The following is an 18,768-nucleotide window of genomic DNA, read 5'->3' on the forward strand; positions in this document are numbered from 1 at the left end:
GTTGTATCCTTATACATTTCCATGTCGACTATGTATCACTTCAAATGAAGTGACCTTGAATCAAGCTATCCATACTGCGCGCTAATTTGCTTGATTGATGTAGATTCTCATCGAGCTCGACGCATTGACTATCGCGAAGTCGTGCCCATCTTGAGAAATTCCTAAGTTGTCTCCTCCAGACCCAGCCATAAATGCCGTATTATGGTTGCCTTTTTGGTCAATACTTAATTGACTCCCTTGCCCTGAGAAGTTCGCTTGTCCTATTACCGCTAAATTGTGGTTTCCGTCTTGGGAAATCAGCGCTTCGCTATTTCCGCCAAGTTGCCCAATTGCAGCGGTATTGTTCGATCCATCTTGATTGATATACGCAACATTATTTCGTCCCACTTGTGTAATATTTGCTGAATTAGAGTGACCACTTTGTTTAATCTTCGCTCTATTATTCGCTTTAATTCCAGGACTATATTGAATAATCGTTGAGTTTGAATCAGAACTGTTTGTTATATCTATCTCTGAGTAGTTATCTAAGTCCCCAGATGAAATGTTATATAAGTCGCTATAGTCATTAATAATGTCCTGATCGACATTATGTAAAAAATCCCCCTCAATACCAGAGGCTATAGCAACATTAAAACTACCTATTGATAAATATAAGCAAGTTAAGCTGGTAAGTGCTGCTGTCCGACTTATCATTATCTTTATCCTAAAGTGTCTGATGCGTGTTTATTCAACTAAATATATATTCCGTGTTGAACGCCGTGTAACTCACTAGCATGAGAACATCTTAGGTTTCTAGGTGAATATCATCTATAAACTTAAAGGTGAAAATATTTAATTGCATATTAGAAATTTAATTAGTAATTAACTTGTACAGCCCCTCCTTAGTTCATTAATTTCTCCCGGAGATTAAACCTAAAGTTTATATATGCCACTGTGAGCATGGATTAGGCTTTGTATAGATTCAACGAACCACATTCTCATTTTGTAAATGGACTTTGAATGGGAGCCCACATGAAAATCAAGCTGCTTACAATTACTCTATTTTCTTGCGCTGTTAGTGCAGGGGATACGAGTCATGGTCTTGAAAACGGTGCTCCCTTAGAAAATGGAACAAAACTTGAGGATTCGACAAATAACCTGAAGGAAAAGTTTAACGACTTTAGCGAAGTTGACGGGATCATAGTGGATAGAACAATTACGCGCTTAGGCGATGACTTCTACTTCTTCTTCTCGCAATCGCTCAACGAGAGTTATCCCAACCTTAAGGAAAATTTGACGGTAAAAGAGAGGCCAACGGCTTTATCTGGAAGCATCATAGAGGTTCAACACTCTAGAAAACCGATCTTCCGTACGGCGTTGTCCCCTGGTCGTAGACAAGCGAAAGAACGAGCTGCCGATGCCACTCGAGTTGTAGGGAATTACATTATCAGATGGCAAGCAGAGAGACTCTTTCAGGACACTTACGATCTAGACCATGATGAATTTTAAGGAGCCAAGGATGTCGATATTTTTCAGAAAGGCCGCGCTCATTGCGCTGATAGTTTCGCCTTCGGTTTACTCAAGCGAATTAGTTTATACGCCCGTAAATCCAAGTTTTGGCGGAAACGCTTTAAACAGTTCTCACCTTTTTAATCACGCTAATGCTATCAATGATTATGAAGACCCAAGTGCAAGGGATATCTTTGATGAGCAAGAATCAGCCTTAGATCGTTTAGCGTCTAGTTTAGAGTCTCGTTTGATAAGCCAGTTGCTTGCTGATGTAGGTAACGGAAATACAGGGCAGTTAGAAACAGATGACTTTTTCCTCAATATTGTTGACGACTCCGGGACCTTACTCGTTCAAATCGTCGATAAAGCGACAGGGGAATCAACAGAAATCAGTGTTTCGGGACTAAACCCAGACCTCTAATCACAAGGATTGTGTTATGAAATCGATCATTATCGTCCTCTTGACCTTTGTGTTGGGAGGGTGCACTTACTCTATGCAAATTCCAGAGACTTCTGAAACGCCAAAACTGATGCCGAGAGGATCGACTTATACCGATCTTATCTCATTACCTCAGCCTCGCGGGAAAATATTGGTCTCAGTTTATGACTTTAGAGATCAAACAGGCCAATACAAGCCTCAGCCAAACAGTAACTTTTCCACAGCAGTGCCACAGGGTGGGACGTCTTTATTGACGACAGCACTTATCGACTCTCAGTGGTTTGTACCTCTGGAGCGTGAAGGGCTCCAAAACTTATTGACTGAACGTAAGATTATTCGAGCGGCTCAGAAAAAAGATAAGGTCGTAAATAATCATGGGGCAGACTTGTCGTCTTTGAGTTCCGCTAACATCGTCATCGAAGGCGGGATTGTGGCTTATGACTCGAATATCGTGACAGGCGGTGCGGGTGCTAAGTATCTTGGGATCGGTGGTTCTGGACAATATAGAACGGATCAAGTCACTGTGAATTTAAGAGCGGTTGACGTTAGAACCGGGCAAGTTCTATTGAGTGTCACCACCACTAAAACTATCTCTTCACACGAGATTGGGTTCGGCGCATTTCGATTTGTTGATTACAAAGAACTGTTGGAAGTTGAAATGGGCTATAGCCAAAATGAACCGGTCAATATTGCTGTGATGTCTGCTATTGATGCCGCGGTGATTCATTTGATTGTGAAAGGAATGAAGCGTGGAATGTGGTCGCCGGGCGATCCGAATGCATTAGAAAATCCGATTATCGCACGTTATTCCGAAGCGAGTACAGACATACTTTAAGCTACCGAGTAAGCAGCAAAATAGGGCTATGCGGAAAACGGACCTTTCCCTTAGCCCTGTTTTTTTCTTCAAGCAACTCAATGATCAATTCACATCGCACGTAATATCTTTTATCGGTGTTTCCGAGGTAACAAAACAAACATACGCTTCCGCTGGCTTATTCGGGCCTATTCGAATGTAACCTGCCTTTACTTCATCTTCATCAAACGTCACCGAGTGAGAACTTCCCGTTTGGTTGTCGTAAAAGTTTGCTTCAAAATTGTTGTTCATTTGGCTTGCGATACGGTTTCGTGTTGTAGATGTTGTGAACGTAATATTGGCGCAGCGCATCGGTGGTTTCTCTGTAATCAAAAACTGTCCGCTTTCTTTATCTAATACACCGCCTTTGGTATCCGGTTGTATGTCTATCGCCTGAAACTGTTCGATGGTGCATGTTTCTTTGGCTGAGGCTATTGAGGGCATCAGCATCGTGAGGGCTAAAGGGAAAGCAAAAAGTACTGGTTTCATTAGAACAACGCCATAGGTAAAAAGAGCGAAAGATAATAGCACTGCAATGGTGCTATTAAATGTAAAGATTCTGTTATTAAGGAAATGCTTTTATAACGAAAACAAAATGAGGTTGAGCATCGTTAGCTTTTTTAGCTAGTCTCAAATTGACATTGGGCTGATTGGCTTTGTGATTGCTGAATGACACTGAAGCCTTTCTTTTCTAATAACTGTATAAGGTTACCTTCTCCAATTAGGTGCAAGGTACCAACTACTATCATGTAGTTCCCTTTAGTCTTAAGCTTCCAATCATTGGAGGATAGTTTGTTTGCCCAGTCTATGTTGCGATCGGTTAAGAATGCTTTCTCAAGTTCAGGCGACATCTCTGACAGTTCTGAGAAGGCTTCCAGCTTCGCTAAATCACCCGCTTTCCAGCTTTCAATCAGGCAATGAACCACGCGATCAGTTTGGTCAAATTCTTCAAGGCTACTGACTAACCACTCTTTACCGTCGTCCTTTTGTTTTGTCATCAGGTCTATTTGGAATTGCAGAGGCTCCAAACTGATAACCGGAACATCTTGGGTAGTCGCTTTGTTCGCTAGCGTCGCATCAACGCCGCTGGCGGAGCCATAACCAAGGTTTTTTAACTGCTGCATTTGTATGGAGAGAGAAGTTGCCCAAGGCGGTGAGCGAAGCAGTTGTTGCGTCGGCATGCCCAATGATTTTGATATGTCGGTTAATAATTGCAGCTGTTCTGTATTGAGTACATCGGCAGTCGTGAGTTTGTTGCGGGGATATACAACACCATCAGACTTTCTGATATCCGTTTCGATAATTAAGCCATCACTGTTTTTTAGCGCGTCGGTGATCGCCGAAGGAAGGGGGTACATACTCTCGTCTCCAACGTGCACTGAACCTAAGATAGTGAGTGTCAGATCATCCTTTTGTGCTTGCCAATAAAGGGGCTCGGCGACCGCTTGCCTAGCTGAAAAAGCGAGAACGAATAAAACCATGTACCAGAGTGGACGCAAAGGGAGCTCCTTAAGGAAGTATTAAACTCGTTAAAATCGATTTTGACGGTGTTTTTTAACGGTTTTTTTTGAGAACAATGTCACGTTGTTTGTACGAAAAGTATAACAATACGCTGAAACTCTAAATCCTTTCTGACTACCAATGACACGATTTTATGAAATCGGTAAAAAAGATTGTGATTCATTTCTCAAATTTTACGTCAAAATTAAAATGACGGAAGTGCCGTTGCTTGTAACTTGATGATTTTATTTAAATTAAATTTATCAATATTTTTGAGATTTGAAGCCGATCACTTTATTAGCTCGATTTAATTCACGGTAAAAAATAAGCCCATATAGTTTATCTAACTTTCGAAGCGCTCCATTTTGCTTCTTACTCAATTTTTAATTTATGGGTGAATACGATGTTGAAGAGAAACTTACTATCTGTAGCGGTATTGGCTGGCCTAACAGGTTGTGCAGTAACGCAAGCACCAGAACAAAAAGTAGTGAATGCACTGGCTGATAATCTTGATGTTCAGTACGAAATTCTAACTAATCATGGTGCGAATGAAGGCTTGGCTTGTCAGGACCTAGGTGCTGAATGGGCGTCATGTAATAAAGTGAACATGACGCTAACCAATGACGGTGAAGCGATTGACTCTAAAGATTGGAGCATCTACTTCCACAGTATTCGTCTTATTTTAGATGTTGATAATGAGCAATTTAAGATCACTCGCGTTACTGGTGACCTTCACAAGCTAGAACCTACTGAAAAATTTGACGGCTTTGCGGCTGGTGAAGAAGTGGTTCTTCCGTTAACGAGTGAATACTGGCAACTGTTTGAAACTGACTTTATGCCAGGTGCATTCGTGACGGCGCCAAACGCAGAACCTAAGATGATTGCATCATTGAATACAGAAGATGTTGCATCGTTCGTAACTGGTCTAGAGGGTAATAACCTTAAGCGTACGCCTGATGATAATAACGTAATGGCGACAGCGGTGACGCGTTTTGAAAAGAATGCTGATCTAGCAACGCAAGACGTATCAACTACTTTACTACCAACGCCAATGTCGGTAGAAGCCGGTGAAGGTTCAGTTAGCATTGCTGGTGGTATTGCCCTACCTAAAGACGCATTCGACGCTGAGCAATTCGCAGCAATTGAAGAACGTGCAGATGTGGTAAACGTAGATGTGAGTGGCGACCTACCTGTGAGTGTCGCTGTTGTTCCTACTCAGTTTACGGGTGATTTAGCGAAATCTGGCGCTTATGAACTAAGCATCTCGGAAGAGGGGATTGCAATTAAAGCGTTTGATAAAACGGGTGCTTTCTACGCAGTTCAGTCTATTTTTGGCCTAATAGATAGTCAGAACGCTGAATCATTACCACAACTGTCAATTAAAGATGCGCCGCGCTTTGATTATCGTGGTGTGATGGTGGACGTTGCTCGAAACTTCCACTCAAAAGATGCCATCCTAGCAACGCTAGATCAAATGGCGGCATACAAGATGAATAAACTGCACCTTCACCTAACGGATGATGAAGGTTGGCGTTTAGAAATTCCAGGTTTACCAGAGCTAACGGATGTAGGGTCTAATCGTTGTTTTGATTTGGATGAACAAAGCTGCTTACTGCCTCAGCTAGGTTCTGGTCCAACAACAGACAACTTTGGCTCTGGTTTCTTTAGTAAAGCGGATTACGTCGAGATCCTAAGCTACGCTAAAGCGCGCAGCATCGAAGTTATCCCTGAAATTGATATGCCAGCACACGCTCGTTCAGCTGTGGTATCAATGGAAGCGCGTTACACTCGTCTCATGGCGGAAGGCAAAGAAGCAGAAGCGAACGAATACCGCTTGATGGATCCGCAAGATACATCGAATGTAACCACGGTTCAGTTCTACGATAAGCAAAGCTTCATTAACCCATGTATGGAGTCATCAACTCACTTCGTCGATAAAGTAATCTCTGAAGTGGCGGCAATGCACCAAGAAGCGGGCGTACCGCTAACGACTTGGCACTTCGGCGGCGATGAAGCGAAAAACATCAAGTTAGGCGCAGGCTTACAAGATATTAATGCAGAAGATAAAGTGGCTTGGAAAGGCAACATCGATTTGTCTAAGCAAGATAAGCCGTTCCAACAATCACCACAATGTCAGTCATTGATCGCTGATGGTACTGTAAGCGATTTCGGTCATCTACCAAGCCACTTCGCAGAACAGGTTTCTAAGATTGTTGCTGAGAAGGGTATTCCCCACTTCCAAGCATGGCAAGATGGTCTGAAATACAGCGAAGGCGAGGAAGCATTTGCGACCGAAAGTACACGCGTGAACTTCTGGGACGTTCTTTACTGGGGCGGAACTTCATCAGTATACGATTGGTCAGCAAAAGGGTATGACGTGATTGTCTCTAACCCAGACTACGTATACATGGATATGCCATACGAAGTTGATGCAGCTGAGCGTGGTTACTACTGGGCAACACGTGCAACCGATACTCGTAAGATGTTTGGCTTCGCACCAGAAAACATGCCACAAAACGCAGAAACATCATTAGACCGTGATGGCAATGGTTTTACTGGTAAAGGTGAGGTTGAAGCGAAACCTTTCTACGGTCTGTCAGCTCAACTTTGGTCAGAAACAGTACGTACTGACGAGCAATATGAATACATGGTGTTCCCTCGCGTATTGGCAGCAGCAGAGCGCGCATGGCACCGAGCAGATTGGGAAAACGACTACAAGGTTGGTGTTGAATACTCTCAAGAAACTAACTTAGTGAATAAGCAAGCGTTGAACAGCGACTTTAATCGCTTCGCGAATATTCTTGGTCAACGTGAGCTAGCTAAGCTAGAAAAAGCGGGTATTGATTACCGACTACCAGTTCCAGGTGCGAAGGTTGTTGACGGTAAGCTAGCGATGAACGTTCAATTCCCAGGTGTAGAGCTGCAATACTCTGCTGATGGCGAAAACTGGCTAACATACGATGAGCAACAACGTCCATCAGTTTCTGGTGAGACTTACATCCGCTCTATTTCAGAAAGTGGTGAGAAAGTAAGTCGAGTGACCTCAGTTAAATAATCGATAAGCACTATTAGTAGAAGAGCTCCTGACCTTTATCTTATTCAAGATAAAACGGGAGCTCTTTTTGTTTACTGCGAATTAGGTGCATATCCAAAACTGAAACATATAGAAATCGCCTTTGGTCATATCATCAACAATGCACATAAGGTGACTTTAATCCCAAAAGTGACGCGCTTCTCATTATTCTCTTCAAAAAATAAGCCCCCTGTAAAAAACTCTAAATCAGATGTGATTCAACTATCTAGATCTAATTTTTCTTCGTGAAATAACGTGATCCCGATCTGTATATTTTTCCATCTTAAGTTTTTTATCAATTTTTATGTTTTTAAGTTGTTGATTTTAAAGTTTTAAATAACTTGTCTTTTTTTGATAGTGAGAGGGATCACTCTGCTGTCCCTTTTATTTTTAAACGCGAATTAATTCGAGCAACATAGATTTCATGCCAGGGAGGCTACCAACAACTCAAGCGGTGAAGGTGAATGATGTACCGAAGATGTGCCGCTGAAAAAATTAAACTAAGGCAGTTTACTATGAAAAAAATTATCGCTCTAAGTGCTCTTTCTCTTGCTTTCGCTTCTAGTGCTTTTGCTGGTTCTTCTTACGTAACGGGTAACATCCAAATTCATGACGATGGCCGTATCCACGGTTCTGACATGACTTCTACGCTAGAAGCTGGTCACACGTTTGACAACTCTCTAGGCGGCTTCACGGTTTATTCTGAGTTTGATGGTATCCAACTGGGCAAACTTGAATCTGAAAATGGCGGTGCAGGTAATACTACTCCAGGCATCACTGTAGGTGGTGAGCAATCTTTCAACATCACTGACAACCTATGGGTTGCTGCGGGTTACCAACACCTATTCTCTGCAGGCGAAAGCATTCAGTTCCGTCCACTAGTTAAGATCGGTTACAACTTCGACAACGGCATCTCTATTAGTAACCGTACTCGTGCACACATCGATGATACTTCAGCTAATGCTGACACAGACTACCGCATGGATAACCGCATTGCTTACACAGTGAATGCTGACCTAGCGCTTAGCTACAACAACGTATACATGATTGATGCTGAAGCGATGGACCACGAGTTACGTGCAACATGGACTCGTCAAGGTGTTCAACCTTACTTTGAATTCCGTAGCCAAGCTAACGGTGTAGATTTCGCAAACGGCGATTCTAAGCAGAACAACGCATTCGTATTCGGTGCTTCTTACGGCTTCTAAGCTGATTCGCTTGGTTGCTTAGTCTATTAGATTATTAGCCGAGTGAGCTTCTTCGCTAAATAGCTTGCTAGCTAATTAGCGAGGGGAACATAGCGGTACTAACAGCCCGGTTGGTGCCGCGACAAGATTTGCTTTACTGTCCAAAAGCAAAGAGCCTAGCAAGTAAACCACAGTCTTGGGTTTACTGAATGCTAGGCTCTATTTTTATGACTTCTTTTTATTGCTGTGTGTAGGTCTGTTTAGGTTCTATTTTCCGTTGTAGTGACGGTATTCAAACACCTGACCTTTTTCATTAAACGCATACACAGAATACTCGTTCTTCTTATCGCCATACTCCATGCCTGGCGAACCCATTGGCATACCCGGAACCGCTAAACCAATCGCATTACGTGGTGGGTTTTCTAGAAAGGCTTTAATGTCATCTGCTGGAATGTGTCCTTCAAATACGTAACCGTCGCTCTCTGCAGTGTGGCAAGAGGCTAACTCCTGTGTTACCCCTAGCTTCTGCTTGATTGGGTTCATATCATCGTGGAGCTTCTCAGTAACATCGAACCCAGCATCTCGCATATGTTCTGTCCATTCTGTGCAGCAGCCGCAGTATGGAGATTTGTGGTTTAGAACATCAGTAGCTAAAGCTTGTCCTGAGATTGCAGCGAGTGCAGTAAGAGTCATAATTTTACGAATCATGGTTAACCTCATGAATATGGTTTTTGTTGATATTAGAATGAGTGGGTTTGAACAGTCTTAATCTGTTGGCATTGCTGACTACGGTGATTGATGACATCGCCATCGCAGCGCCTGCAACGACAGGGCTAAGTAAAAATCCAAAGAATGGGTAGAGCACACCAGCCGCAATTGGAATACCAAGTGAATTATAGATAAAGGCACCAAACAGGTTTTGCTTCATGTTTCTCACGGTCGCTTGGGAAAGCTCAATCGCGTTACTGACAGATAATGGCGACGAGTTGAGTAGTGTCATTTGCGCACTTTCAATCGCCACATCGCTGCCGCTACCCATTGCTATGCCTATATCTGCTTGAGCAAGTGCAGGCGCGTCGTTAATACCGTCTCCGACCATGGCAACACTCTTATATTGCTGTTGCAGCTGAACAATGTGTTGAGCTTTCTGCTCTGGAAGCACTTCTGAAATCACTTCGTCGATACCGACGTTTTTACCTATCGCTTGAGCTACAGAGTCGTTGTCGCCCGTTAATAGCACAGTGTGAATTCCGGCGGATTTTAGTTGAGCTATCGCCTGTTTGCTATCTATTTTTAACGCGTCTGAAATGCCCAATATGCCTTCCAGTTTTTGGTCAATCGCAATGAAAATAGGCGTCCACGCTTGCGAGCGGCAAAGCTCGATGAAATCCGCGCCAACCTCTGTATTGATACCTAATTGGGTGAGGTACTTAAGCGAGCCAACTTGCACTTTCTTGCCGTTAATTGTTGCTTGAACCCCAAGCCCTCGTTGGTTTTCAAATTCGCTGTGTGGGAGTACTGAAACTTCCAAGCTCTCTGCATATTGGCAAACGGCTTTGGCAAGTGGGTGCTCAGATCCTACTTCTACTGAATAAGCACAAGCCAGTAATTCTTGTTCTGATAAATCGCCATAAAAGGCTTGCTGAACGGTTGGCTTACCTTGGGTTAGGGTGCCTGTTTTATCAAACACGACAGCATCAATTTTGCTTGCAGATTGCAACACATCGGCATCTTTGATCAGAACGCCAAACTCAGCGGCTTTGCCAACGCCGACAGTAATTGAAAGTGGTGTCGCAAGGCCTAAGGCACATGGACAAGCGATGATCAGCACTGTGGTTGATACCACTAACATGTAACTGGCGCTTGGTTGTGGGCCAACAAAAAACCAAACTAAGGCGGCAGCAACTGCGATTGCGACCACAACCGGAACAAAAACGGCTGAGATAGAGTCGGCAAGCTTGGCGATTGCTGGTTTACTGCTTTGCGCTTGGCGAACCATTTGAATGATCCTAGCCAGCATGGTGCTTGAGCCAATCCCAGTCGCTTCAATAATTAAACTACCATCCCCATTAATAGTGCCCGCAGAAACGCCATCATTTATTGTTTTGACGTTGGGCAGTGGTTCACCGGTCAGCATCGACTCATCGATATAAGATTCACCTGAGACTACGACACCATCAACCGGTACTTTTTCTCCGGGTTTTACTCGTACCTGCATGCCTACCTGAATCGCTTCTACTGCGATGGTTTGTTCTTTGCCATCGACAATAACCACCGCTTTTTGAGGCCGTAAGTTAATCAATGCCTGTAAAGACTTAGTGGTGCGTGCTTTGGCTTTGGCTTCAATGTAGTGACCTAAAGAAATAAGGCCAACAATCATCGCACTTGCTTCAAAATAGACATGACGAGAAGCTTCAGGGAACCACGATGGAATGAGCACAACCAACATTGAGTAGAACCATGCTGCGCCTGTACCCAAAGCTACTAGCGTGTCCATGGTCGCGCGTTTATGCATCAAGGATTGCCAAGCATTGGTGAAGAAGCTGCGTCCAGAAGTGGCTAACAACACTAAACAAACCACACCAATGAAGCCCCAAGCCAGTTGATCGTTAAATGTGGCAATGGTCATGCTGCCGCCGAACACGCCCCATGCCATTAGCGGTGCCCCAAGCAGTAGCGCACTCACTGAATTTTTTAGGAAGGCCTGTTGAGTGCGAAGTTGTTGCTCTTGCTGTTTTTGTTGTTGTGTTGCCGCATCATCAACAAACTCGGCGCCATACCCCGCAGCTTTGACTGATTCGATGAGCTTGTTTTCAATGAGATCACGTGTTTTGGAGGTGAAAACCAAGGCAGTTTGTTCGGCAAGGTTGATCTGAGCTTGGTCGACAAACTCATTCTTTTTCAGTGCTTTCTCTACCGAAGAGACACAACTCGCACAAGTCATCCCCTCAAGAACAAGGTGATAGGTATATTGGCTAGCTGCGGTTTTATCTTCACTCTTTTTATCTGCTTGTTCGTCTTCTAAATCTGAACTCGATGAAAGGTCATTCGTTTCTGAGTAGGGAGCTGCGTGGTAACCCAGGCTTTCGACCAGCTTAATCACCTCAGACTCAGAAAGCAGAGTAACCAGTGATAATTCCTGTTTGCTGACTTCTAGGTTTAAGGCTTGCTCAGTTTGTTCAAGCGCTTTAGTCAGTTTGCTCACACACTTGCCGCAACTCAGACCGGATAGCGAAAGGTGCAGCTGATTACCCATAGAATAGCCAAGCGTTGCTAACTGTTCGTTGAGCTGAATGTAACTAAATGGAGTCGAAATATCGATGTAGGTCGGCGATATGTCATTAATCATCGTGCTGTCGAGATCGCTAAACAGTGTGCGAACTTTCTTCGCGCAACCCATGCAATTTAGGCCGTTGAGCGCCGTTGTGTAGTAGTTCATATCGATACTCCAATTCTCATCTACGCCTAACATAAACCTTCCCGTAAGGGTAAGGTCAAACATAAATTCAAGAATTTGATCTTGGTGGAGTGCTAGCTGGTGGTTTCAGTTTGGAATGGAAGAGGGAAATTAAGAATGTGCGGCTATAATCTACTTGCTAAGACTATCTATTTACGACTTTAAGGGCGTAATTGGCCTTTCAATAACGGCTTTCGTACAACAACAGCGCATTAATCATTCACTACTGATTGTAGATTTAAGCGGTGGTGATAAAATAGCGCCCAAAATTTAGTGATATTTTTCTGTTACAGGCTTTGTAATGGCGAGCACTAAAAGAATCACCTACATAATCAAGGTATTTAAATGACGGTTAAAACTCGTTTTGCTCCTAGCCCAACTGGCTATCTTCACGTTGGTGGTGCACGTACTGCACTTTACTCTTGGCTATTCGCTAAAAACCAAGGCGGTGAATTCGTTCTACGTATCGAAGACACAGACCTTGAGCGTAACTCTCAAGAAGCGGTTGATGCAATTCTAGAAGGCATGCAATGGATGGGTATGGAATGGGATGAAGGTCCTTACTACCAATCTAAGCGTTTTGACCGTTACAACGAAATGGTTGATAAGCTACTTGCTGAAGACAAAGCATTCAAATGCTACGCGTCTAAAGAGCTGCTTGATGAAATTCGTGCAGAGCAAGAAGAAAACAAAGAAATGGCTCGCTACGATGCTAACCACCCTAAAATTGTTGCAGCAAACGAAGCAGCAAAAGAAGGCGATGCGTGCGTTATCCGTTTCCGTAACCCTAAAGAAGGCAGCGTAGTATTTGATGACCAAATCCGTGGTCGCATTGAAATCGCAAACAGCCAACTTGATGACCTGATCATTCGTCGTACAGACGGTGCACCAACTTACAACTTCGTAGTAGTAGTGGATGACTGGGACATGGGTATCACACACGTTGTTCGTGGTGAAGACCACATCAACAACACACCTCGTCAAATCAACATCTATGAAGCACTAGGCGCGCCAGTTCCAACGTTCGCTCACTGTGCAATGATTCTTGGTGATGACGGTGCGAAACTTTCTAAGCGTCACGGTGCTGTTTCTGTAATGCAATACCGCGATGAAGGTTACCTACCAAATGCATTAAACAACTATCTAGTTCGTTTAGGCTGGTCTCACGGTGACCAAGAGATCTTCTCTCAAGAAGAGATGATTGAATTCTTCAGCCTGAACGCTATCAGCAAGTCTGCTTCTGCATTCAACACTGATAAGCTACTTTGGTTGAACAACCACTACATCAAGACATCTGAGCCTGAGTACGTTGCAAAATACCTGCAATGGCACCTAGACGCACAGAAGATCGATACAACAAACGGTCCAGCTATCACTGAAGTGATCAAGCTAGTTGGCGAGCGTTGTAACACGCTTATCGAACTTGCTGAGCAATCTCGTTACTTCTACGAAGATTTCTCTGAGTTTGAAGCTGGCGCAGCGAAGAAGCACCTACGTGGTGTTGCTAAAGGCCCACTAGAGCTTGCGCTTGCTAAGGTTGAAGCGCTTGAAGATTTCACGACTGCAAACATCAAAGACGGTGTTATCGCAGCAGTATGTGAAGAGCTAGAGATCGGCATGGGTAAAATCGGTATGCCACTTCGCGTAGCAGTAACAGGCGGCGGTCAGTCTCCTTCTGTTGATGCAGTGATGGAGCTTGTTGGTAAAGAGCGCGTAATCGCTCGCATCAAGATGGCTCTTGAGTTCATTGCTGAGCGTGAAGCTAACGCTTAATCCTATTTCTCTTGTTTGAGATAGAATGTACTTGAGATAGAACGATCATCAGCCGACAGCTTAATTCGCTGTCGGCTTTTTATTGTTTAATGAAAATACGGTCAACGTATTTTAGGACGAGACAGTTATAGCAAGTCTTGAGCTTTTGTTAAAACACTGAGTTTTGGGAATATATTTTGGCAGCTGTGCTGGTGGTTCATCGGGTTCATATCTGCAATCGCATCTTCGACAATCACCACGTTATAACCCAGTTCAAATGCTTGTCTAGCCGTTGATTCGACCCCAATACTTGTTGCTACCCCGGTCAGATAAATATCCGTAATACCTTGCTCACAAAGCTGCTTCTGCAAATCTGTGTTGGTAAATGCACCCCAGGAATATTTGGTTAGATAGCGATAATTAGGGTTTAGGCGCAGGCTTTCGATGACCTCTCCCCATACGATCTTTGATGCGTCAGGCTGAGCCGCTTTATTTTGCAGTTCCGTTCGGCCTTGTGGACGACCGGCTACATTAACAATAATTACGGGTAAATCAGCATCATCAAATGCATCGCAGAGAGCAAGGCTGTTCTCTATGATCGGTCGGGACACGGTTTCCGGTAATTGATCAACGATACCTTGTTGCAGGTCGATAACGACAAGCGCAGAGCATTTACTCATTTTCATTACTTTATGCCTTAGTGGTCTTTGTGTGAGGTTATAGTGGTTAACTTTTACGGTGTATTAAGCGGGTGTAAAAGCGGATGAAAGCCAGTGCAACCATCATATAAATGAGTAGGTTCAAAGGGGTAGTGACGTCATAAACAGGCACAAGTTGCGTTGCGCTCATGGTAATCATTACTAATAGGTTGCCCCCGAGAACTCGATAGACCATCCACTGATTACCAGCGAACAGGCGATACACCGTAAAGACATTAACAAAGTAAAATGCCATTAATTGCCATACTTCGGTCATCGAAGGTAACAGCAGAACATACTGAATGAGGAACAGTGACCCAAAGGCTAAGTAGCCAATGGTCCAGTGCTTTATCATTTGCCTAGGCATGTTGCTTAATATCAAGGCGCAAATGGCACTGTTAATGATGAACAGACTTCCCGATGATATTGGTAGATATATCCAGACTAGAATTGCTGAGATGAAGCTCATTGTGCCGACTAACGTATTGCTTAATCGTTGCTGGCTGTTGTCAAGTAATCGGGCAAATAAGCGCTTTTTCTTAAAGTTACCCTGGTAGAATTGTTTGACTGTCTCTGGAAAAGGGGGCTTGTAATCGACATTAACCGATGATGCTTCAATAAAAGCCATAGCCTGGTTAAGTATCGAAAAATCATTGTGATCAACCCCTTGATCATGGGCGTTTTGCAGTAACTGTTTGGCAACCCAGATTGCTTGAGTTTGCTGTTGATGCTTCCACTGCTTTCTGGCAGGCATACGGCCATGCAAATCGGGTAGGCGCATCAGATCGTTCAGCGCTTTGAAGGTCGGGCTTTCAATATTTAACTCGCAGCTCGTGTGTAACTGGAAACGCTGCGCTGAGTCATTGTAAGCGAGTGAATGAATGAGGGGAGACATCGCCTCTAAAACAACACTGACTTCGTTGTTAAAGCGTGTGTCATCATCCTCAGGCCAAACCACGCTATAGATGGTCGTATAGACCACGAAGCCAAGCAGGGTTTCTTGCAGCCTTAGTACCGCAATATTAAATGTAGCTACACCATCAAAGCTGCCAGATATCGCCAGCAGGATGCAGACAATAAATGCCGTAATGTAAGCATAGCCGATGACCGGATCGGAACCCATGTATATACAAATTGCGAGTAACAGTGCGATGTTTGCTAAAAAATAATATCGATCTTGCCCAAAAACAGCGATTAACCAAAGCCCGACAAACGCGCCACAAAGCGTCCCCAACAATCTGAGAATGCCTTTTTTCTTGCCAGCAGTAATAGTATCAGTGATGGCCAATATATTGACCACGATAGCCGCCCAGTAAGGCTTCTCAAGGTTAAAATACAACGCAAGGTAGATAGCTAAACAAAATGCTAGGGCAACCTTTATGGCATTCTTGGCTGGAGTGCTCAGTGACTTTATAATGAGTAGCATAGTGGGGTTTAGCGGCAGAGGGATCGAATACGAGGATATTGCCTGATCTTTTGGTCAGCCTAAACTCTAGTTTGAAGGCCTTGATCCATCAAATATAGCAACTCTATTGCATCGTTTAACATTCAGGGGGAGGGGGGCGATCAGTCACTCTACTTATACGATATTGTTCGATGCTGATAATGATCGATAGATCTTCTAATAGTTAATAGCGATAGAACATCAGGTTTATCGTTCTTCTAAGCTGGCTAGTTGTTCCGATTATTTTAGCGCTGTTGAGAGTATGATTACTTCAGATCGATACTGTTTAGTCGACCCATAAAGATCAGCAGATCAATCACATCTTTGTGGGCATCCAGTAGCGCCCTTTTGGTTTGGCTATAAGCGGCAAGTCTGCCGTGCTTTCTAATGGAGCACACCTTAGTTTTGTATTTGTAGTCGCCGTTTTCTGAGAATACACGCCACTTAGCGATGTAGCATTCGTCGCGGTGTTCAGGATCACTCTGAGTTGGATTTGGTTTGAATACAATTTTGGGTTCTAGACTATGAGGCAGGCGCGTCATCAGGTAGGGCTCTTTGAGGACTTTGGGCCAAAATTTGCCCCATAGCTGTCTGCCCAGTTCATCTCTTAATTTAATGGTTTTCTTCAGTGCTTTGTCTTCACCCATACGAACAAAACCGACCGACCGATGCAACACCGTATCTTCGGGAGTATGAATGTGGATCTTAAAAGCGGTTTTACCTTTCGAGATAAAGCGGTAACCGGTAGCACCAATTAGATTATTCTGACTCATAGTTTGCTAAGTGATGATTATGTTATTAATAAGATTACGCCAAATACTGCAAAACCGAAACTAATACCCATGAAAAAAATAAAGCCTTAACAAAAGTGCTAAGGCTTTATTAGAAACTGTGAGGCGGGCGTGTCGCTAACTACATGATTTTCTGCATCACATCACCAATTTGAATGCTTCCAGCAAGGCTTGGTTGGTCGATCGTCAGTTCTGCTTCGTTTTCATAAACGCGAGAAACGGTCAGTGTGATATCGCTTTGAGATACCTTATTACGTGGCAAGCCGCGTTGGTCGATAAACGAACCTGTGTGCCACAGTTGCAGTTTGTCACCTTGTTGTACGCCATGCATTCGACCTAAATCAATGGTCACAGTGTTACCAAATACCGCTGCAACCTCTGGAAGGGTGATCTTACATGACACTTCCGATTCTAAGTCCAACATAATATTACGGCTAACACGCAGCATCATGCTGCCGTAGGTTGATGCCCAGAAACGGGCACTGCGGGTGTCGACTTCACTGGTCTTAGCAAATGGCCACTTTGCCACTTCACGATAGCTACGGTTGTAAACCTGATGTCCTGTTTTACCATCGAAGACTTGCATCTCTAACGCAAACTGGCGATTGATGATGTCGTCTTTCAACAGTTTGGACTCGATGGTCGCGGTTAAATCGGTAATGTCGCCACCAATGATGTATTGTGCGCCAGTGTCTTGGGCGATCATCTTGATCACTTCAGGTCGACGTTTGTCGATGTCGTAATTGGTCGTGCCAACGGAAACAAAGCTGCGAGACTCTTGCGCCAGCTGTCGATCTACGACATGACCAAAATCATCACCGATGTTATAGATTCTGCCCATTACAGCTTGCTGTGGGAAAGTCACATCGATGTTGCCGACCAAAAATGTCTTCTTATATTGGCTCTCATGGCAAGCATTTGCCGAAGGATAGATATCGATCCTTGCGGTGATCATTATATTGCCACTGCGTTTTTTCTCTTTTTCTACCAAGATGTAGCGCACTTCATGATTGGTAAATTGAAACTCTTTTTTGTTTGCGTCGAGGTAGGGCGTGAGGTTGGCAATGCTACCAATGTCGGCTCCTGAGAACTGGATCGCTTTATATACCGCGTCTTCCAGAGCATGGACCCTTGCCGTTTCCTCTGACGATACGATGGCTGCGGTACCGGTAACCTCATACCAAGAGGCATGAGCACTGAAGCTTATGGTTATCAGTGAACTTATTGAAAATAAGTAAGAAATTATTTTTTTCATCTATTCGTTACCAGTTGGGTATAAATATTGCTTAACAAATAACTATAAGCTTGAAGCTGACTTAAGTGCGTTTTTCTTAATCTGAACCATTAATGAAAAGCAAAGACTGTTCCAACATTGTAATCCATTGAAAAGAATAATGGTGAGAACATATTGGAACAGGGAGCACTAAACCTATCTGGAGATAAGAGAATGAAAAAATGGCTCGTAGTAATGAGTGTCATGTTGTTGACCTCATGCGCTTATTCGCCAATCTATAACGGCAAGTCTGAATATTCAGGCAGTCAGTTTATGTTGATGGATAGCCCTCGTCATACCATGGATTTCTTCGTGGAAAGTATGACCGAAGATCTGATCATTTCGAATACGAGTATCTCAGCAAGAACTCCGATAGCGATTACGTCGTTTGTTGACCTGCAACACATGGACACAACGAACTGGCTAGGAAACTCGGTATCAGAAGGTTTCATTCATCAGTTTCAGCGTCGTGGCTTCAAGGTTGTTGATTTCAAAACAACAGGTTCTATTCAAGTGACTCATCAAGGTGACTTTGCGTTAAGCCGCGATTGGAAAGACTTAGCTCAAGAACAAGACGTACAGTACGTACTGACAGGCACTATGCTTCGCCAAGAAGGTGGTGTGTTAGTCAATGCTCGTGTTGTTGGCATGCAAACTCGCATTGTCGTGGCGACGGCACAAGGCTTCTTACCTGCAGACCGTATTGGCCGTGACCTAGATACTCTCAACAGTATTCGAACTCAAGATGGCGTGATCATTCGTTCCGATCCAACGATCAGTCAGCCTTATACTGTTATTCTTCGCCCTTAGGAG

General features: G+C 43.8%; 16 protein-coding genes. 7 read left to right on the forward strand and 9 right to left on the reverse strand.

Features of this window, described 5'->3' with window-relative positions; genetic code table 11:
* Nucleotides 1-81 precede the first annotated feature (81 nt).
* Entirely contained in the window at nt 82-693 is a 612-nt protein-coding gene (locus ACED46_RS04600; protein WP_137002131.1) for a curlin subunit CsgB, read from the reverse strand.
* Between the two features lie 318 nt (nt 694-1,011).
* Here ACED46_RS04600 and ACED46_RS04605 point away from each other — a divergent pair, with 318 nt between their 5' ends.
* Genes ACED46_RS04605 through ACED46_RS04615 form a run of 3 tightly spaced genes read left to right on the forward strand, consistent with a single transcriptional unit; the run spans nt 1,012 to nt 2,762 of the window.
* A complete protein-coding gene (locus ACED46_RS04605) occupies nt 1,012-1,488 on the forward strand; it encodes a curli production assembly/transport protein CsgE (RefSeq protein WP_032548983.1) in 477 nt (158 codons plus the stop codon).
* Between the two features lie 10 nt (nt 1,489-1,498).
* Nucleotides 1,499-1,909: a curli assembly protein CsgF gene (locus ACED46_RS04610; protein ID WP_017064154.1), complete on the forward strand. Its 411-nt coding sequence runs from the start codon at nt 1,499-1,501 to the stop codon at nt 1,907-1,909.
* 16 nt (nt 1,910-1,925) lie between these two features.
* Entirely contained in the window at nt 1,926-2,762 is an 837-nt protein-coding gene (locus tag ACED46_RS04615) for a CsgG/HfaB family protein (RefSeq protein ID WP_371720987.1), read from the forward strand.
* A gap of 84 nt (nt 2,763-2,846) precedes the next feature.
* Here the strand turns inward: ACED46_RS04615 and ACED46_RS04620 are convergent, their stop codons facing one another.
* Both ACED46_RS04620 and ACED46_RS04625 read right to left on the reverse strand, forming a co-directional pair.
* A complete protein-coding gene (locus ACED46_RS04620) occupies nt 2,847-3,269 on the reverse strand; it encodes a hypothetical protein (protein WP_136974802.1) in 423 nt (140 codons plus the stop codon).
* 131 nt (nt 3,270-3,400) lie between these two features.
* Complete coding sequence (locus ACED46_RS04625; protein WP_029235194.1) at nt 3,401-4,279, reverse strand: TraB/GumN family protein; 879 nt, start codon at nt 4,277-4,279, stop codon at nt 3,401-3,403.
* Nucleotides 4,280-4,683: 404 nt separating this feature from the next.
* Here ACED46_RS04625 and ACED46_RS04630 point away from each other — a divergent pair, with 404 nt between their 5' ends.
* A complete protein-coding gene (locus ACED46_RS04630) occupies nt 4,684-7,335 on the forward strand; it encodes a beta-N-acetylhexosaminidase (protein WP_017071188.1) in 2,652 nt (883 codons plus the stop codon).
* 533 nt (nt 7,336-7,868) lie between these two features.
* Nucleotides 7,869-8,561, forward strand: coding sequence for an oligogalacturonate-specific porin KdgM family protein (locus ACED46_RS04635; RefSeq protein ID WP_017064150.1), 693 nt, complete (start codon nt 7,869-7,871; stop codon nt 8,559-8,561).
* A gap of 246 nt (nt 8,562-8,807) precedes the next feature.
* Here the strand turns inward: ACED46_RS04635 and ACED46_RS04640 are convergent, their stop codons facing one another.
* On the reverse strand, nt 8,808-9,248 hold the full coding sequence (locus tag ACED46_RS04640) for a DUF411 domain-containing protein (protein WP_371720988.1): 441 nt from the start codon (nt 9,246-9,248) through the stop codon (nt 8,808-8,810).
* Entirely contained in the window at nt 9,238-12,042 is a 2,805-nt protein-coding gene (locus tag ACED46_RS04645; RefSeq protein ID WP_371720989.1) for a copper-translocating P-type ATPase, read from the reverse strand. The genes ACED46_RS04640 and ACED46_RS04645 overlap by 11 nt, the downstream gene beginning before the upstream one ends.
* A 300-nt stretch (nt 12,043-12,342) precedes the next feature.
* Between ACED46_RS04645 and gltX the strand changes: the two genes are divergently transcribed.
* Nucleotides 12,343-13,770, forward strand: coding sequence for a glutamate--tRNA ligase (gltX, locus tag ACED46_RS04650; protein WP_017069020.1), 1,428 nt, complete (start codon nt 12,343-12,345; stop codon nt 13,768-13,770).
* A 125-nt stretch (nt 13,771-13,895) separates the two neighbouring features.
* Here the strand turns inward: gltX and ACED46_RS04655 are convergent, their stop codons facing one another.
* From ACED46_RS04655 to ACED46_RS04670, 4 genes are all read right to left on the reverse strand, one after another.
* Nucleotides 13,896-14,429 (reverse strand): isochorismatase family cysteine hydrolase, encoded by a 534-nt coding sequence (locus tag ACED46_RS04655; RefSeq protein ID WP_371720990.1) that lies wholly within the window; start codon nt 14,427-14,429, stop codon nt 13,896-13,898.
* Nucleotides 14,430-14,475: 46 nt separating this feature from the next.
* The gene (locus ACED46_RS04660) at nt 14,476-15,873 is read right to left on the reverse strand and encodes an FUSC family protein (protein WP_017060532.1); all 1,398 of its coding nucleotides are present in this window, start codon (nt 15,871-15,873) and stop codon (nt 14,476-14,478) included.
* A gap of 284 nt (nt 15,874-16,157) precedes the next feature.
* Nucleotides 16,158-16,664 carry a hypothetical protein gene (locus ACED46_RS04665; RefSeq protein WP_017062268.1) on the reverse strand — a complete coding sequence of 169 codons (507 nt, stop codon included), beginning with the start codon at nt 16,662-16,664 and terminating at the stop codon, nt 16,158-16,160.
* Nucleotides 16,665-16,803: 139 nt separating this feature from the next.
* Nucleotides 16,804-17,937: a flagellar assembly protein FlgT gene (locus ACED46_RS04670; RefSeq protein WP_371720991.1), complete on the reverse strand. Its 1,134-nt coding sequence runs from the start codon at nt 17,935-17,937 to the stop codon at nt 16,804-16,806.
* Between the two features lie 192 nt (nt 17,938-18,129).
* Between ACED46_RS04670 and ACED46_RS04675 the strand changes: the two genes are divergently transcribed.
* Entirely contained in the window at nt 18,130-18,765 is a 636-nt protein-coding gene (locus tag ACED46_RS04675) for a FlgO family outer membrane protein (protein WP_017064137.1), read from the forward strand.
* Nucleotides 18,766-18,768 lie beyond the last annotated feature (3 nt).

The sequence above is a fragment of the Vibrio sp. 1S139 genome (genome assembly GCF_041439475.1).
Classification (GTDB): Bacteria; Pseudomonadota; Gammaproteobacteria; order Enterobacterales; family Vibrionaceae; genus Vibrio; species Vibrio crassostreae_C.

Bases quoted from the DNA above. Each gene is read 5' to 3' on its own strand.
- ACED46_RS04600 (WP_137002131.1), bottom strand. From the start codon at position 693: ATGATAAGTCGGACAGCAGCACTTACCAGCTTAACTTGCTTATATTTA.
- ACED46_RS04605 (WP_032548983.1), top strand. From the start codon at position 1,012: ATGAAAATCAAGCTGCTTACAATTACTCTATTTTCTTGCGCTGTTAGT.
- ACED46_RS04610 (WP_017064154.1), top strand. From the start codon at position 1,499: ATGTCGATATTTTTCAGAAAGGCCGCGCTCATTGCGCTGATAGTTTCG.
- ACED46_RS04615 (WP_371720987.1), top strand. From the start codon at position 1,926: ATGAAATCGATCATTATCGTCCTCTTGACCTTTGTGTTGGGAGGGTGC.
- ACED46_RS04620 (WP_136974802.1), bottom strand. From the start codon at position 3,269: ATGAAACCAGTACTTTTTGCTTTCCCTTTAGCCCTCACGATGCTGATG.
- ACED46_RS04630 (WP_017071188.1), top strand. From the start codon at position 4,684: ATGTTGAAGAGAAACTTACTATCTGTAGCGGTATTGGCTGGCCTAACA.
- ACED46_RS04635 (WP_017064150.1), top strand. From the start codon at position 7,869: ATGAAAAAAATTATCGCTCTAAGTGCTCTTTCTCTTGCTTTCGCTTCT.
- ACED46_RS04640 (WP_371720988.1), bottom strand. From the start codon at position 9,248: ATGATTCGTAAAATTATGACTCTTACTGCACTCGCTGCAATCTCAGGA.
- ACED46_RS04645 (WP_371720989.1), bottom strand. From the start codon at position 12,042: ATGTTTGACCTTACCCTTACGGGAAGGTTTATGTTAGGCGTAGATGAG.
- gltX (WP_017069020.1), top strand. From the start codon at position 12,343: ATGACGGTTAAAACTCGTTTTGCTCCTAGCCCAACTGGCTATCTTCAC.
- ACED46_RS04655 (WP_371720990.1), bottom strand. From the start codon at position 14,429: ATGAGTAAATGCTCTGCGCTTGTCGTTATCGACCTGCAACAAGGTATC.
- ACED46_RS04660 (WP_017060532.1), bottom strand. From the start codon at position 15,873: ATGCTACTCATTATAAAGTCACTGAGCACTCCAGCCAAGAATGCCATA.
- ACED46_RS04665 (WP_017062268.1), bottom strand. From the start codon at position 16,664: ATGAGTCAGAATAATCTAATTGGTGCTACCGGTTACCGCTTTATCTCG.
- ACED46_RS04670 (WP_371720991.1), bottom strand. From the start codon at position 17,937: ATGAAAAAAATAATTTCTTACTTATTTTCAATAAGTTCACTGATAACC.
- ACED46_RS04675 (WP_017064137.1), top strand. From the start codon at position 18,130: ATGAAAAAATGGCTCGTAGTAATGAGTGTCATGTTGTTGACCTCATGC.